The following is a 15,850-nucleotide window of genomic DNA, read 5'->3' as shown; positions in this document are numbered from 1 at the left end:
GTAGAGCCGAGCCCACGCTCGGCTGCATTTCGTGCCATGCCAGGCAGCCGGGCACCGGCTCGGCTCTACAGAGATTACGCCGCCATCGGCAAACCCGGCAGCGCCATAATGCGCGTCCCTCCGTGTGGACCACCGCATTGGCCAGCCACTCGCAGTTGTTCCCCGGCCTGCCGCTGCACAGTGCGCGGCTGGTCCTGAGCCCGATCCGCCGTGACGACGCCGCCGCGCTGTTCTCGCTGCAATCCGATCCGGACGCGATGCGCTGGTGGAACCATCCGGCCTGGACCCGGCCGGCAGAAGCCCGCGAACAGATCGACGACGACCTGGCCGCGCACGCCATCGGCACCCAGCTCAAGCTGGCCCTGCGCGAAACCCTGGACGGCCCGCTGCTGGGCATCTGCGTGGTGTTCGCCGTCGATCGCGACGCCGCACGCGCCGAGATCGGCTACCTGCTGGCACCCGGCCGCCAGGGCCGGGGCTACATGCACGAAGCCCTGCAGCAGGTGCTGGCCTACCTGTTCCACACCCTGCACCTGCACCGCATCGAAGCCGAGATCGATCCGCGCAATACGCCTTCCGCACACGTGCTCGAACGCCTGGGTTTCCACCGCGAGGGAGTGCTGCGCCAGCGCTGGCGCATCCAGGGGGAACTGGCCGACTCGGCCGTCTACGGGCTGCTGGCCGATGATGAAGCGGCAGCCACCCTGCCCGCTTGACCGAATCTGGCCAGTAGCGGCCCCAACGCCCGGCCATGCCTTTGGACACATACGGCACGGGCCGCCACCGGCCTAGCATCGGAACCCCCTTCCGCTGCCGAACCGGTGCCATGAAGTCCCTGCTGCATATTGCCGCGCTCTGCGCCGGCCTGCTCATCGCCCCTGCCAGCGTGCTGGCCGCGCCCGCCGCCACGCCTGACTCGAAAGGCGACACGAGCGAAGCCCCCGCGTTGCCGGCCGACGCCTCGGCCCGCCAGAGCATGCGCCTGGCCGGCCGCACGCTCGACTACACCGCCACTGTCGGCACCCTGCCGGTGCGCGACGAGACGGGCAAGGTGATCGCCGACGTGGTGTTCACCGCCTACACGATGCCGGGCAAGGACCGGCCAGTGACGTTCGCACTCAACGGTGGCCCCGGCGCGTCGTCGGTCTACCTCAACATGGGCGCGATCGGGCCGAAGGTGGTGGCCTTCGGTTCGGAGGGCGACAGCGCCTCGGCGCCGGCCACCCTGCACGACAACCCGGGCACCTGGCTGGACTTCACCGACCTGGTGTTCATCGACCCGGTCGGCACCGGCTTCAGCCGCGCACGCATCGCCGACGATGAAGCCAAGAAGCAGCTGTACAACCCCAGCGCTGACATCGAGTACCTGTCGCGCTCGATCTACGACTGGCTGCTGCGCAACCAGCGCATGGCATCGCGGAAGTACCTGACCGGCGAGAGCTATGGTGGCTATCGCGGCCCACGCATCACCCACTTCCTGCAGACCCGGCTGGGCGTGGCAATGAACGGCCTGGTGCTGGTGTCGCCGTACCTGAGCCCGACCCTGGAAGACAATGCGGACGTCTCGCCGATGGCGTGGATGCAGACGCTGCCGTCGATCGCCGCAGCGCACCTGGAGCGCCAGGGCAAGCTGACCGATGCGGCGATGCGCGAGGTGGTCGAGTACACCCGCGGCGACTACGCCACCGCACTGATGAAGGGCCGCAGCGATCCGCGGGCCACCGAGGCGATGCTGCGCCGGGTGACCGAACTGACCGGGCTGGACCCGCAGTTCGTGCGCCGTGCCGGTGGCCGCCTGGAGACCCAGGCGTACCTGCGCGAAGTGTTCCGCGACAAGGGTACGCTGGGCAGCCGTTACGATTCCAACGTGACCGCGTTCGATCCGTTCCCGAATGATCCGGAGCAGCGCGCCAATGATCCGCTGCTGGACAGCATCATCGCGCCGACCACCACGGCCATGGTCGACTTCGTGACGCGCGTGGTCGGCTGGAAGGTGGATGCGCGCTACCAGGCGCTGAACTACGAGGTGAACCGGCTGTGGGACCGCAATGGCGAACTGCGCCAAGGGGCGGTGACGCAGCTGCGCCAGGCGGTGGCGATCGATCCGCATCTGCAGGTGCTGATCGTGCATGGCTGGAACGACCTGTCGTGCCCGTTCATGGGCTCGATCCTGACCGTGGACCAGATGCCGGCGATGGGCAGCAACCCGGACCGGGTGCAGGTGCGCAGTTACCCCGGCGGCCACATGTTCTACAGCCGGGCGGACAGCCAGGCGGCATTCCGCAAGGATGTACAGGCGCTGTTCCAGCGTAATTGAGGGTTCGGCCGGGCCTGCGGCCCGGCACCCACCGGATCAACTGCAACGGCAACTGCAACGGCCACGTCAAAAGCCGGGGTTCCGTGGGTTGGCGGAGCGGGGCCCTGGTTGTGCTCTGGCAGGTGTCGACCTTGGTCGACACGATGTGTGCGGAAAAATTCTCTGCCATGAAAAAGCCCGCCGGAATCCGGCGGGCTTTTTCGTTTGCAGCCTTGGCGTGGCGATCAGGTCCAGCCGAACAGCTCGAACAGCTTCAGGATCAGGTACGCACAACCGCCGGCAGCGGGAATGGTCAGGATCCAGGCCCAGATGATGCGCTCGATCACACCGAACTTCAGCGAGCGCGGGTTCTTGGCGAAGCCAACGCCCATGATCGCAGTGGAGATGCTGTGCGTGGTCGACACCGGCATGCCGAAGTGGGCGGCCAGGGTCAGGATGGTGGCCGAGCTGGTCTCTGCGGCGAAGCCGTGGATCGGGTGCAGCTTGACCATCTTGTGGCCCAGGGTCTTGATGATCTTCCAGCCGCCCGAGGCGGTACCGGCCGCCATCACCACCGCACAGGTCAGCACGATCCACATCGCGATGCCATCACCGGCATGCGCGTCCGGGTGCATGAAGGCCAGCCACGACGGCAGGTTGTCCAGTGCGCCGGTGGCTTCAGCGCCGATCAGCGTCATGGCGATGATGCCCATGGTCTTCTGCGCGTCGTTGTGGCCGTGGGCGAAGCCCATGTAGGCTGCCGAGGCGATCTGCGCCTTGCCGAAGAACGCGTTGACGATGCGCGGACGGGCCAGCCGGCCGATGGCACCGCCAACCTTGGCCAGGCCAGCGATCAGCGCCCACAGCAGCACCATGACCACGATGCCCAGCAGGAAGCCGGCGATCGGCGAGGTGATCATCGGCACGAACACCTTCCACAGCAGGCCCTTGTTCTGCGCCCAGTTGCCCAGGCGCTCGGACCAGATCAGCGCGTCCCAGTTGTTGTGGGCGGCGGCCAGGCCGGCGCCGCAGAGGCCACCGATCAGCGCATGCGAGGAGGAGGACGGCAGGCCCTTCCACCAGGTGATCAGGTTCCAGATGATGCCGCCCAGCAGCGCGCACAGGATCACCTGCGGGGTGACATCGACCACATTGGTGTTGAGCAGGCCGGAGGCGATGGTCAGGGCGACGGCCGTACCGGTCAGCGCACCGATGAGGTTCATGAAGGCGGCCAGCATCACCGCCCAGCCGGGCGAGAGCACCTTGGTCGCGACCACGGTGGCAATGGAGTTGGCGGTGTCGTGGAAGCCGTTGATGAACTCGAAAACGAGCGCGGCCAGGATCACCACCAGGACAAGGGTCAACATGCGGCGGCGTCCGTCAGCTGTTCTTCAACACGATCTGGTACGCCACCACGCCGGCCTCGCGGCAGCGGTCGATGGCCTTTTCCAGGATCTCGAAGAATTCCTTCAACAGGAACATCTGCAGGTTGTCCAGGCGGCCGGAATAGATGTCGCGGTACAGCTCGAGCATCAGGCGATCAGCCTCGTTCTCCAGCGAGCGCAGCTTCTCGTTCAGCGCGGTCATCCGGTCCAGGTTCATGTGGCGCAGGTCGGCCACCATCTCCACCACCACCCCGGCGGCCTGTTCCAGCATCGCCGCGCGCGGCGCGAAGTCGATGTGTTCCAGGTGCGTGGTGGCCAGCGAATAGCGATCGGCGAACTTCTCGATCTGCTTGGGGATCTTGTACAGCGCCGAGCCCAGCGCTTCGATGTCTTCGCGCTCGATCGGGGTCATGAAGCTGTCCACCAGCGCCTGGCTGATCTTGTCCGAGGCGGCGCGTTCGCGCAGGCGGGCCAGCTTGAAAGCGTCCAGCGCCGGCTGGCGGTCGGCCTCGCGCAGCATGGAATGCAACGCCTTGGCGGCGTCGTAGGCCGCAACGGCAGCCTCATCAAGCAGGGTGTAGAACTGTTTGCCGGAACCGAAAATGGTCTGCAGAGAGAACATTGAGAAACCTGTCAGCCGTCGCGGGAAGGACGGCACCAGGGCGAATTATGACGGCTAGATGACCATCTCGGGTATCCCCGCCCCATTCCGGGCCCCCGCGCGCCCCAACCTGAACAGGCGGTTGCCACCCTGCCATGCCCCTTTGCTAAGATGCCAGCGCGCCCTCGGGCGCACCTTATGGACGACGACCCTTATCCCCCTGCGCCGCGCCGGACCCCGTTCCTGAGCGCCTGCCGCCATCGCAAGCACCCGCCCTCCCTGCCACCAACCGGGGACGATGCCCGTGTTTGAAATGATCCTGATTGTCTTCGCGCTGGTTCTGCTGAACGGCTTCTTCGCCATGTCCGAGATGTCGGTCATGACCTCGCGCAAGAGCCGCCTGAAGCAGATGGCCGCCACCTCCAAGCGTGCCGCCAAGGCGCTGGAGCTGTCGGAGAAGCCGGAGAGCTTCCTGTCCACCGTGCAGATCGGCATCACCGTGATCGGCGTACTGACCGGCTACCTCGGTGGTGATGCGATCGGCGACGCGATCGCCGGCTGGCTGCAGGGCCTGATGCCCGGCTTTGCGTACGCGCGCGAAGTAGGCACCGCTCTGGCGGTCTCGCTGATCACCTTCATCACGCTGATCTTCGGCGAACTGGTGCCCAAGCGCCTGGCCCTGACACGTTCCGAGGCCATTGCCGGCCTGGTCGCGATGCCGATGAGCTGGCTGGCCAGGCTCGCCCTGCCCTTCGTCTGGCTCCTGTCCAAGACCACCCAGCTGGTGCTGAAGGTGCTGGGCCTGGGCAAGGACGAGGCCGCGCAAGTGACTGAAGAAGAAATCCGCATGCTGGTGGCCGAAAGCCACGAGGCCGGCGTGATCGACGCCCATGAGCGCGACATGATGAACCGTGTCATGCGCCTGGGTGACCGCACCGCCGACAGCCTGATGACCCCGCGCAACCGCATCGCCTGGCTCGATACCCAGGCCGGGCTGGAACGCAACCTGGAAATCATGGCCGAGCACGAGTTCTCGCGCTATCCGGTGTATCGCGGCAACGACCAGGACGTGGTCGGCGTGCTGGAGCTGAAATCGCTGGCCACGCGCATGGCGCGCGGTGACAACGCCCTGTTCCAGACCCTGCGCGAAGCGCTGTATGTCTCCGAATCGACCCACGCGATGAAGCTGCTGGAGATCTTCCGCGAGGAGCAGCAGTCGATGGCGCTGGTGGTGGACGAGTACGGCGAAATCCAGGGGCTGGTGACCATCAGCGACCTGATGGGCGCGGTGGTCGGCCGCCTGCAGGCCGTTGAGAACGCTGATGACGAGGACGCGCTGGTGGTGACCCGCGAGGACGGCTCGCTGCTGGTGGACGGTTCGCTGCCGATCGAAGACCTGCGCGAACTGATCGGCAGCAACGACCTGCCTGATGCCGAGGACGGCGACTACTACACCCTGGCCGGCATGTGCATCCACTATTTCGGCCGCATCCCGCACGCCGGCGAGTACTTCGACTGGGCCGGCTGGCGCTTCGAGGTGGTCGACCTGGACGGCGCCCGCGTGGACAAGCTGCTGCTGCGCACGTTGTCCGACGAGCAGGCCGATGAGCTCACCGCCTGAGGCCGGCCCGGGCGACGACCGCCCGGCCTATCGCAACGAGGGCATCCGCACCCTGCTGGAGATGTTCGCCTCCGGCGACCCGGCCGAGCACATGCCGCTCGGCCAGATCCTGCGCAACCTGCAGCAGAGCGCATTCGGCGTGTTCCTGTTCGTGGCCATCCTGCCTTCCTTCATTCCGATTCCGGGCATGGGCGGTGCGGTCAGCGGCCCGCTGGTGATCCTGATCGGGCTGCAGATGCTGTGCTGCCTGCGCCGCCCGTGGCTGCCCGGCTTCATCGCCCGGCGCGGGCCGAAGCGCGGCACCATGCACCGCTTTCTCGACCGCATCGACCGCCCGCTTCGGCGCCTGGACAAGATGCTCCGACCGCGCCTGCCGCAGTTGCTGACACCGCTGCCGGCGCACGCCTTCAGCGGCCTGCTGCTGGTGCTGCTGGGCCTGCTGCTGTCGCTGCCGATTCCGTTCACCAACTTCCTGTTCGGCTTCCAGCTGCTGCTGTTCTCGCTGGCGCTGCTGGAACGTGATGGTGCCCTGATGCTGTTCAACTGGATCGCAGCGCTGGCGGCGATCACCTTCTTCGGTTTCAGTTCGGGACAGCTGGTGGGCTACACGGTGGATCTGTTCCAGCGCTGGTTCTGAGCCGGAATCCGGCAGGGCCGGCCGCCGGCCGGTTGCCAGGTTTCCGGGTTTGCCGGCCAGCGGCCGGCACTACCAACATCGGACGCGCCCCATCCACTGCAGGGACGCGCGTCACACCCGGCAGATCCACGCATGGCGTGGATGGGGCCATCACCGCAGATCAATGAACCCGTTGTCGGCCAACGGCGCCGGCTCGTCCTGCACCGCCGACAGCACGAAGTTCAGCGCCGTCCCCAGCAGCGTACCCGGTCCATCCCAGTACTCGGCCGAGTCGGCGCGCACATGGATCAGGCGCAGGTTCGGGTCGTCACTGCCACCCGGGAAGAACAGCTTCATCGCCGGCGACCACAGCGCCTCGACCTTCGCGCGGTCGTCGACAACCCGCGCGCGCCCTGCCACCGACACATAGGTGTTCTTCGAGGGTGAGGCATACGCCACGTTCACCCGCGGATCGAGCGCGATCTCGGCCACTTTCGGGCTGTCGGCGGTGATCACGAACCACAGGTCACCGTCGAAGGTGACCTGCTGGGTGGCCAGCGGCCGGCTGTAAAGGCGGCCATCAACGCCGGTGGTGGTGAACATCGCCACCTCCACGTCCTTGATCAGCTCGGCCAGCTGGGCGATGTGTTCGGCGCGGGTATCGGCCATGGGGGGCTCCATTGGTGTGAGGCCCCCATCAGACGCGCTTTGAGCGCAATGAACCGTGAGGCAATTGTTCAGCCCGCGTGGCGGGCGTGCCAGGCGTGCATGGCCAGTTCGAACGAACGCAGGCGCGCGCGATGGTCATAGAGGTTGGCGGTCAGCATCAGCTCGTCGGGCGCATGCCGTTCAACGAACGCGGCGATACCCTCGGCCACCTGCTGCGGATCGCCGAGCACGGTGCAGGCCAGGGCCCGTTCCACGCCCAGCTTTTCGTGCGGTTCCCAGAAGGCTTCAATGTCGTCGATCGGCGCCGGAATCTTGCCCGGACGGCCCCGGCGCAGGTTGACGAAACTCTGCTGCTGGCTGGTGAACAGGCGACGCGACTCGGCCTCGCTGTCACTGGCCACCACGTTCAGGGCCAGCATCGCATGCGGTTGCTTCAAGGTGGCCGAGGGACGGAACTCGCGTCGGTACACCGCCAATGCCTCGTCCATTGCATCAGGTGCAAAGTGCGAGGCGAACGCGTACGGCAGGCCCATCGACGCGGCCATGCGCGCGCCGAACAGACTGGAACCGAGAATCCACGTCGGCACGCGCAGGCCGCCCCCGGGAACGGCCTGCACGGCCTGGCCCGGCTGCACCGGTTCGAAGTAGTGCAGCAGCTCACGCACGTCCTGCGGGAACTGGTCGGCGCTGTCGAAATAGCGCCGCAGTGCGCGCGCGGTCGGCTGATCGGTGCCTGGCGCACGGCCCAGGCCGAGATCGATGCGATCCGGATACAGCGAGGCCAGCGTGCCGAACTGCTCGGCCACCTGCAGCGGTGCATGGTTGGGCAGCATGATGCCACCGGCGCCGACGCGGATGCGCCGGGTGCCACCGGCGACGTGGCCGATCAGCACGGCGGTGGCCGCACTGGCGATGCCCGGCATGTTGTGGTGTTCGGCCAGCCAGTAGCGGCGATAGCCCAGCGCGTCGGCGTGCTGGGCCAGTTCCAGCATGTTGGCAAAGGCGGCAGTGGTGTCACTGCCCTCGCAGACCGGGGCCAGGTCGAGAATCGACAATGGGATCATCAGGCGGTTTTCCGTCACAGGATCCCCCATGCATGGGGTCGGCCAGGCGTGGCGGCCAGTGACGGTGGCAGGATGCTGATTCCCGTGGGGCCGGTTCAGCGCTGATCCGGTAGTGCCGGCCGCTGGCCGGCTCTACAGAAGCGCGGTCAGAACGCGCTGGGACGCGGCTCGGGCAGCGGCTGGTCCACCATCGGCTTCAGCTCTGCATCCAGCGCCACACGCTCGTCGAACACGAAGCAACGGCCTTCGTAGCCCTCGCCACCCACTTCCTCGAAGTAGCCCAGGATGCCGCCCTCGAGCTGCAGCACGTTGTCCATGCCGTCGTTGACCATCCACAACGCCGCCTTCTCGCAGCGGATGCCGCCGGTGCAGAAGCTGACCACGGTGCTGTCCTTCAGCGCCTCGCGATGCGGCGCCAGCGCCTCGGGCAGGTCGGTGAACTTGTGGATCGGCAGCACCAGTGCATCCTTGAAGGTACCGTACTCGACCTCCTGCAGGTTGCGCGTATCGAGCATCACCACCGGTTTGCCGGCATCGTCGTGGCCCTGGCGCAACCAGCGCTGCACGGTGGCCGGATCGACCGCCGGTGCACGCGGATAAGCCAGCGGCTGGCCGTCGTCGCGACGGAAGCTGATGATCTCGTCCTTGACCTTGGCCTTCAGCCGCGCGAACGGCTGATGCTCGCTGAGACTGGTCTTGACCCGCAGGTCAACGAAGCGCGCGTCTTCACGCAGCGTCGAATAGAACCCTTCAATCGCCACCGGCGCACCGGCCAGGAACAGGTTCAGTCCCTCGCCCGCCACCAGGATCGTGCCGCGCAACCCGGCTGCTTCGGCACGCGCCAGCAACTGGTCGCACAGGGCCTGGGGAGCGTCGATGACGGCGAAATGGTAGGCGGCAGTGTTGGCGATCATCCGGCCATTTTAGCGCCTCGCGCCCCTCCGGACAGATTCAGGGATCAGATCCCGCAGCAGGGCAGAGGGATCCCGGCAGGTACTCGGAACCTGCCATCCCACCGAAACCAGCTTTTGACGTTGCCGTTGGATCTGCGGGTGCCGGGTGCAACCCGGCCGCCCCCTTATCCGCGCAGCAGCATGAACGGCAGCAGCACCAGGGCCGCCGCAGCCGCCATCGCCAGCAGGACCATCACCACATACAGCGGGCGCCGCCGCAGCAGGCTGCCGAAGGTCTCGGCGGTACCGTCACGCAGCGCCTGCGCGCGCTCGGCACGGATGCGCGGGCCGCGTTCGGCCTGGTAGCCGGCCATCAGGGCCTTGGCGCGCGAATGATCGGCATCCTCGCGCAGCCACAGGCCGCCGTTGGAAATGCCCCAAGGACTGGGTTCGGTGCGGTACCAGGCGATGCCATGCTGGTCCAGCAGGGTGCAGACATCGGCATATTCATCGTCACCGACATTGCGCAGATTGAGCAGGAGTTTTGCCATGCCGCCATGATACCCGGCGCCGATGCGCTACCCTTGCCGCCCTCGCCCTGCGCCCTTCCGGAGACGCCCGATGCGCCGCCTGCTGCTTCCCCTGCTGCTGTCCCTTGCCGCCGCTGGCTGTTCGAACGAACCGGCCGGCCCTCCGCCGGGTGGCACCCTCACCACCTTCGAGCGCATCGATACCGTTACCGGCACCGGTGCCGAAGCCGTCTCCGGCAACAAGGTCACCGTGCACTACACCGGCTGGATCTACGACAACCGCACCGAGACCAAGCACGGCAAGACCTTTGACAGCTCCTTCAAGCACGGCGAACCGTTCACCTTCGCGCTGGGCGCCGGCCAGGTCATCCGCGGCTGGGATGAAGGCGTGGCCGGGATGAAGGTCGGTGGCAAGCGCACGCTGATGATCCCGCCGGACTATGGCTATGGCGACCGCCGCGCCGGCCCGATCCCGGCTGGCTCGTCGCTGGTGTTCGACGTCGAGCTGCTCGATGTCAAACCGTAACGCCAACACGCCGCACCGGGTTGCCGTGATTGGCGGCGGCCCTGCCGGACTGTTCGCGGCCGAGCGCCTGCGCGCGGCCGGGCTGGACGTGGATCTGTATGAGGCCAAGGGCTCGCCTGGCCGCAAGTTCCTGATCGCCGGCAAGGGTGGGCTCAACCTCACCCATGCCGATCCGCGGCCGCTGTTCGACAGCCGCTACCGCGAGCAGGCCGCTGCCGTGGGCCGCTGGCTGGACGGCTTCGACGCGCAGGCACTGCGCGACTGGGCCGCCGGTTTCGGCGTAGAGACCTATGTCGGCAGCTCCGGCCGCGTGTTTCCGGTCGACCGCAAAGCCGCTCCGTTGCTGCGCGGTTGGGTGCGCCGCTTGAAGGAACAGGGCGTGCGCCTGCACGCCAACCATCGCTGGATCGGCTGGAGCGACGACGGCGCACTGCGCTTTGATACCGCCGATGGCTGCATTGACGTGCACGCCGATGCCACGGTGCTGGCGCTGGGCGGTGGCAGCTGGCCGCAGCTGGGCAGCGACGGCGCGTGGGTCGCCCCCCTGCAGGCGCGTGGCGTGGCTATCGCGCCGCTGCAGTCGGCCAACTGCGGCTTCGACGTGGACTGGACCCCGTTCTTCGCCCAACGCAATGCCGGCGCCCCACTGAAGCCGGTGGTCGCGCACTGGATCGACCTGGCCGGCCAGCCGCAGTCGCTGCAAGGCGAATGCGTGGCCAGCGGCTACGGCATTGAAGGCAGCCTGGTCTATGCCCTGGCCGCCGACCTGCGCGAGACCATCAATCGCGACGGCCACGCCCTGCTGTGGCTGGACCTGGTGCCGGGCCGCGACGAAGCGCGCCTGCTGGCCGACCTGTCGCGCCCGCGCAAGGGGCGCAGCTTCGGCGAACACCTGCGCCGCCAGGCCGGCCTGGATGCGGTGAAGGCTGCGCTGGTATTTGAGATCCTCGGCAAGGACGCGGGCAACGACCTGCCTGCCGTCGCCGCCACGCTCAAGCGGTTGCCACTGCGCCTGCTGCGGCCACGGCCGATGCCCGAGGTGATCAGCACCGCCGGCGGCGTGCGCCTGGATGCACTGGATGAGGGCCTGATGCTGCGGGAAGTGCCCGGCGTGTTCTGTGCCGGCGAGATGCTGGACTGGGAAGCCCCGACCGGCGGCTACCTGTTGACCGCGTGCTACGCCAGCGGCCTGCGCGCGGCCGAGGGCGTGATCGGATGGTTGGCGGAGCGGTGACGCCAGCCTTGCAGAGTCGAGCCATGCTCGACTGCTTGATCGCCTGAATCAACGGCAGTCGAGCATGGCTCGACTCTACAATCCCCGGGCGCTCACCACGGCCGGCGCATGCTCACCGACGCCAGCGCTACGCCACTGGGATGTGGGTAGGCCGCTTCACCCACGCTGATGAACCCTTGCCGTCGATAGAACGGCACGGCATTGAGTGACGCCGACAGCACCACCTCCCGCCCGCGATCGGCCATTGCCAGCAACCGCTGCATCAGCGCCTGGCCGATGCCCTGGCCGCCACGATCCGGATCGACGAACAGGGCATCGACCTCATTGGCATCGGCATCGAAGACGCCAAATCCGAGCAGGACACCCTGCTCATCCTCGGCCACCACGCAGCCGCCCTGCCCCAGCAGCCGCGCATACTGCGACGGTGGCGGCGAGGCCGACCAGGGTGCGATCACCTCCGCCGGGTAATGGCTGCTGCAGGTCTCGCGCACGCAGCGCGTGCGCAATGCCCACAGCGTGGCGACATCGTCGATGGTACCGGCCCTGAACTGCATGACATCTCCTTGTAGAGTCGAGCCATGCTCGACTGTTCTTCGTTCCAGAAAGCAGTCGAGCATGGCTCGACGCTACAGGGACATCAGCGCGACTTGCTGGCGCGCAGCGCCTGGATCTTCGGCGGTGGCTGGAACGAATCGCTGCGCGCGTCGGCCCAGAACGCATGGAACACCGCGTGATCCGGCACCTTGTGCAGCAGTTCGCCAGGCTCCAGGTAGCGGTACAGCGATGCCAGCGAACGGATCTCCACCGGCGATACCCGGCGCAGGATGTGCTCGGGCCCCAGCTCGGCCGGGTCGTTCAACCCCGCCGCACACAGCAGTTCCTTCAACGCATGCAGCGTGTGCTCATGGAAGCTGTGCACCCGGGTGGCTTTGTCCGGGGCATCCAGGTGTTTCCAGCGAGCCGGGTCCTGGGTGGCGATGCCGGTCGGGCACTTGTCGGTGTGGCAGCTCAGCGACTGGATGCAACCCAGTGCGAACATGAAGCCACGCCCGGCATTGCACCAGTCGGCGCCGAGCGCAATGGTGCGCGCAATGTCGAACGCACTGGTGATCTTTCCCGCCGCACCGATACGGATGCGCTCGCGCAGGTCCAGGCCGACCAGGGTGTTGTGCACCAGCAGCAGTGCTTCGTGCATCGGTACGCCGACATGGTCGACGAATTCGGCCGGTGCCGCGCCCGTGCCACCCTCGGCCCCATCGACCACGATGAAGTCGGGCAGCAGTCCTGTTTCATTCATGGCCTTGGCAATGCCGAACCATTCCCACGGATGTCCAATGGCCAGCTTGAAACCGACCGGCTTGCCACCGGACAGCTCACGCAGGCGGGCCACGAACTGCAGCAGTTCGACCGGCGTGGAGAAAGCCGAATGACGCGACGGTGACACGCAGTCCACGCCCATGGGAACGCCACGTGTCACCGAGATCTCGGCCGTCACCTTCGGTGCCGGCAGCACGCCGCCGTGGCCCGGCTTGGCGCCCTGCGACAGCTTGATCTCGATCATCTTGACCTGATCGTGGGTGGCATTGGCAACGAAGCGCTCCTCGCTGAAGCCGCCCTTCTCATCGCGGCAACCGAAGTAGCCCGAGCCGATCTCCCATACCAGGTCACCGCCCATTTCGCGGTGGTACGGCGAGATCGAGCCTTCGCCGGTATCGTGATAGAAGCCGCCGCGCCGCGCGCCTTCGTTCAGTGCGCGGATCGCATTGGCCGACAACGAGCCAAAACTCATCGCCGAGATGTTGAATACGCTGGCCGAATAGGGCTTGGCACAGTTGCCGCCGATCAGTACGCGGAAGTCATGCTTGGCGATGGCGGTCGGCGCCAGCGAATGGTTGATCCATTCGTAGTCCACCGCATAAGTGCTGCGCAGGGTACCGAACGGCACCGTGTCCATCTCGTTCTTGGCGCGCTGGTAGATCAATGCGCGCTGCTGTCGCGAAAAGGGTACGTCCTCCAGATCGCTCTGCACGAAGTACTGGCGGATCTCCGGGCCGATCGACTCAAGCCCGTAACGGAAGTGCGCCATCACCGGATAGTTGCGGCGCAGCGTACTGCGCTTCTGCAGCAGGTCCCAGGTTCCCAGTGCCACCATGGCGGCGGTCAGGCCGACGCCCCAGTACCAGGCCGGCCACAACGTGGCCAACCACAGGCAGACAGGAAACATCAGGATGGCGAGCAGGTAGACGATATACCGGTGCATGGCGTTCCTCGATTGCAGCTGCCACCGAGTCTACCGCGCGGCCCAGCGCGCGCGCTTACAGGCGACCGTCAACCACGTTGCGCGGCCAGGCCGATTTCACGTCGTAGACCAGGCCTCCCGGTGCCAGCAGGCCACGGATGGCCCCTTCATCCATGGCCTTGAAGCGGGCATGGGCTACCGCCAGCACCACCGCGTCATAGCGACCGGACGCCGGTTCGGCCAGCCACTGAACGCCGGCCTGCGCCAGCGCGGCCGGGCCCACCCACGGGTCGCTGACGTCCACCTCGGCGCCGGCCTCGCCCAGGCGCTGCGCCAGTTCCAGCGCGCGGCTGTTGCGCAGGTCCGGGCAGTCTTCCTTGAACGTGACGCCCAATACCAGGATGCGCGATTGCGCCGGCGCACGGCCGCGCTCTGCCAGCATCGCCAGCACGCGCGCCGCCACATGTGCGCCGACGCGGTTGTTGACCTGGCGTGCGGTGTGGATCAGGTCCGGGTGGTAGCCCACGCTCTCCGATTTGTGCAGCAGATAGTACGGATCCACGCCGATACAGTGACCGCCGACCAGGCCGGGCCGGAACGGCAGGAAGTTCCACTTGCTGCCTGCCGCGTCCAGCACGTCCTGGGTGTCGATGCCGAGCCGGTCGAAGATCAGGGCCAACTCGTTGACCAGCGCGATGTTGACGTCACGCTGGATGTTCTCGACGACCTTGGCCGCCTCGGCCACCCGCATCGACGGCGCCGGAAAGGTACCGGCAGCGATGATGCGCTGGTACAGCTGATCGATGACAGCGGCGACCTCCGGCGTCGAACCGGAGGTGATCTTGCGGATATCGGCCAGGCGCCGCTGGCGGTCGCCGGGGCTGACCCGTTCCGGGCTGTAGCCGCAATAGAAGTCCTCATTGAAGCGGAGCCCCGAGCCCTGTTCCAGCAGGGGCACGCACACTTCCTCGGTGGTGCCGGGGTAGACCGTCGATTCGTAGATGACCAGATCGCCGGCGCGAAGGTGGCTGGCGATCAGCCGCGAGGCCGAGCGCAACGGCTCCAGGTCGGGTTGCTCGTAGGCGTCAATCGGCGTGGGCACGGTGACGATGTAGACATTGGCCGCGTCCAGCTGCGTGGCATCGCTGCCGAACTGCAGCTGTTGCGCGGCGGACAGCTCGTCGGCATCCATCTCCAGCGTATGGTCCTGCCCACGGCCGAGTTCGGCGATACGCTGCGGATCGATGTCGAAACCCAGCGTCGGCCAGTGCCGGCCGAATGCCACCGCCAACGGCAGGCCGACATAGCCAAGGCCGATCACGGCGAAGCGAGGAGCGACCGCCGCCGCCAGCGGCGCGCTCATCGATGCACCACGCGCAGCCAGCGGGGTGGCACGCGCGTTGCCATGGCTTCGACCAACACACTCATCCTCTGCACCACTCCGGGCAAACCCAGGCCAGAAAGGCTACAGCGTAACGGCCCCGGCGCCCTGCCGCCAAGGCGGTCTCATGAGCCCAGCGCGACCGCCGCCGGCTCAAGTTCGCCATCGGCGCCGGTCCAGGCCTGCCGCAGGCGCTCGAAGCCACCACTGCCGTGCAGGAACCCGGGCCAAGCCGCATCGACGATCTGCGCCAGCAGGTCCGGGTCGATCCGGCGCGTGCCCATCGACCAGCGCGGGAATGCACGCTGCGCTACCGGCGCGCGGCACAGCAGCTGCAGCTGCCCATGGCTGCGCGCATTGGCAATGCGCGGAAACACCGAATCGATGCCATCTTCCGGGCCTTCCAGGTAGTGCAGGAACCGTCGGCCGTCGAACATCAGTACGCCCGTGACGCCGGCCACACGATTGAACGCTGTGGCATCGGCCAGCAGGCGGTCAAGGTCGGTTGTCCGCAGTTCGGCATGGGCCTCGCTGGTGTAGGCAATCGCGTGCAGCGACATCAGGTGGCTCCCCCCCTGGGAACGATGGCCGGGACTATGACATGAATGGGAACGGCAGTTAAGCATGCCACCGCTCAGTGGCGAATCGGTCGCCTCGCCACTGGTGGGCTACAATCGGCACCGCGCTGCGCGCCCGGATGGCGAAACTGGTAGACGCATCGGACTTAAAATCCGCCGACCGCAAGGTCATGCCGGTTCGATTCCGGCTCCGGGCACCACGCACTTCGCACCACGC

The 15,850-nt window shown here is 67.0% G+C and carries 16 protein-coding genes and 1 tRNA gene; 7 read left to right on the top strand and 10 right to left on the bottom strand.

The annotated features are described in order from the left end of the window. The first annotated feature begins 137 nt into the window (after nt 1-137). Both ARC23_RS03135 and ARC23_RS03130 read left to right on the top strand, forming a co-directional pair. Complete coding sequence (locus tag ARC23_RS03135; RefSeq protein WP_057495906.1) at nt 138-716, top strand: GNAT family N-acetyltransferase; 579 nt, start codon at nt 138-140, stop codon at nt 714-716. Between the two features lie 110 nt (nt 717-826). Beyond that, nucleotides 827-2,317, top strand: coding sequence for a S10 family peptidase (locus ARC23_RS03130; protein ID WP_057495878.1), 1,491 nt, complete (start codon nt 827-829; stop codon nt 2,315-2,317). Between the two features lie 224 nt (nt 2,318-2,541). On the opposite strand, the gene ARC23_RS03125 is transcribed toward ARC23_RS03130, so the two are convergent. Both ARC23_RS03125 and ARC23_RS03120 read right to left on the bottom strand, forming a co-directional pair. Then, nucleotides 2,542-3,663: an inorganic phosphate transporter gene (locus ARC23_RS03125; RefSeq protein WP_057495877.1), complete on the bottom strand. Its 1,122-nt coding sequence runs from the start codon at nt 3,661-3,663 to the stop codon at nt 2,542-2,544. Between the two features lie 13 nt (nt 3,664-3,676). Continuing rightward, nucleotides 3,677-4,303 (bottom strand): DUF47 domain-containing protein, encoded by a 627-nt coding sequence (locus ARC23_RS03120; RefSeq protein ID WP_057495876.1) that lies wholly within the window; start codon nt 4,301-4,303, stop codon nt 3,677-3,679. 292 nt (nt 4,304-4,595) lie between these two features. On the opposite strand from ARC23_RS03120, the gene ARC23_RS03115 reads away from it, so the two are divergent. Both ARC23_RS03115 and ARC23_RS03110 read left to right on the top strand, forming a co-directional pair. Further along, the gene (locus tag ARC23_RS03115; protein WP_203226335.1) at nt 4,596-5,903 is read left to right on the top strand and encodes a hemolysin family protein; all 1,308 of its coding nucleotides are present in this window, start codon (nt 4,596-4,598) and stop codon (nt 5,901-5,903) included. Further along, nucleotides 5,887-6,540 (top strand): exopolysaccharide biosynthesis protein, encoded by a 654-nt coding sequence (locus ARC23_RS03110; RefSeq protein ID WP_057495874.1) that lies wholly within the window; start codon nt 5,887-5,889, stop codon nt 6,538-6,540. Before ARC23_RS03115 ends, ARC23_RS03110 begins: the two co-directional genes overlap by 17 nt. 150 nt (nt 6,541-6,690) lie before the next feature. Here the strand turns inward: ARC23_RS03110 and ARC23_RS03105 are convergent, their stop codons facing one another. From ARC23_RS03105 to ARC23_RS03090, 4 genes are all read right to left on the bottom strand, one after another. Then, entirely contained in the window at nt 6,691-7,188 is a 498-nt protein-coding gene (locus ARC23_RS03105; protein WP_057495873.1) for a pyridoxamine 5'-phosphate oxidase family protein, read from the bottom strand. 68 nt (nt 7,189-7,256) lie between these two features. After that, the gene (locus ARC23_RS03100) at nt 7,257-8,252 is read right to left on the bottom strand and encodes an LLM class flavin-dependent oxidoreductase (RefSeq protein ID WP_057495872.1); all 996 of its coding nucleotides are present in this window, start codon (nt 8,250-8,252) and stop codon (nt 7,257-7,259) included. Nucleotides 8,253-8,398: 146 nt separating this feature from the next. After that, nucleotides 8,399-9,166, bottom strand: a complete 768-nt coding sequence (locus ARC23_RS03095) for a sulfurtransferase (protein WP_057495871.1) — start codon at nt 9,164-9,166, stop codon at nt 8,399-8,401. A gap of 164 nt (nt 9,167-9,330) precedes the next feature. Then, nucleotides 9,331-9,696, bottom strand: a complete 366-nt coding sequence (locus ARC23_RS03090; protein ID WP_057495870.1) for a DUF6164 family protein — start codon at nt 9,694-9,696, stop codon at nt 9,331-9,333. Nucleotides 9,697-9,766: 70 nt separating this feature from the next. On the opposite strand from ARC23_RS03090, the gene ARC23_RS03085 reads away from it, so the two are divergent. Together ARC23_RS03085 and ARC23_RS03080 are read left to right on the top strand one after the other, a co-directional pair. After that, nucleotides 9,767-10,201, top strand: a complete 435-nt coding sequence (locus ARC23_RS03085; protein ID WP_057495869.1) for an FKBP-type peptidyl-prolyl cis-trans isomerase — start codon at nt 9,767-9,769, stop codon at nt 10,199-10,201. After that, nucleotides 10,188-11,435 (top strand): TIGR03862 family flavoprotein, encoded by a 1,248-nt coding sequence (locus ARC23_RS03080; RefSeq protein ID WP_057495868.1) that lies wholly within the window; start codon nt 10,188-10,190, stop codon nt 11,433-11,435. Before ARC23_RS03085 ends, ARC23_RS03080 begins: the two co-directional genes overlap by 14 nt. A gap of 92 nt (nt 11,436-11,527) precedes the next feature. On the opposite strand, the gene ARC23_RS03075 is transcribed toward ARC23_RS03080, so the two are convergent. The 4 genes from ARC23_RS03075 to ARC23_RS03060 form a co-directional block, all read right to left on the bottom strand. Then, a complete protein-coding gene (locus ARC23_RS03075) occupies nt 11,528-11,989 on the bottom strand; it encodes a GNAT family N-acetyltransferase (protein ID WP_057495867.1) in 462 nt (153 codons plus the stop codon). An 83-nt stretch (nt 11,990-12,072) separates the two neighbouring features. Then, on the bottom strand, nt 12,073-13,695 hold the full coding sequence (locus ARC23_RS03070; RefSeq protein WP_057495866.1) for an FMN-binding glutamate synthase family protein: 1,623 nt from the start codon (nt 13,693-13,695) through the stop codon (nt 12,073-12,075). Nucleotides 13,696-13,750: 55 nt separating this feature from the next. Continuing rightward, on the bottom strand, nt 13,751-15,037 hold the full coding sequence (locus ARC23_RS03065; RefSeq protein ID WP_057495865.1) for a nucleotide sugar dehydrogenase: 1,287 nt from the start codon (nt 15,035-15,037) through the stop codon (nt 13,751-13,753). A 143-nt stretch (nt 15,038-15,180) separates the two neighbouring features. Further along, complete coding sequence (locus ARC23_RS03060; protein WP_057495864.1) at nt 15,181-15,615, bottom strand: BLUF domain-containing protein; 435 nt, start codon at nt 15,613-15,615, stop codon at nt 15,181-15,183. A 131-nt stretch (nt 15,616-15,746) separates the two neighbouring features. On the opposite strand from ARC23_RS03060, the gene ARC23_RS03055 reads away from it, so the two are divergent. Continuing rightward, nucleotides 15,747-15,833, top strand: a tRNA-Leu gene (locus ARC23_RS03055). Nucleotides 15,834-15,850 lie beyond the last annotated feature (17 nt).

This window comes from Stenotrophomonas beteli, from assembly GCF_001431665.1.
GTDB lineage: Bacteria > Pseudomonadota > Gammaproteobacteria > Xanthomonadales > Xanthomonadaceae > Stenotrophomonas > Stenotrophomonas beteli.
This window is presented reverse-complemented; position numbering and strand designations above follow the sequence as displayed.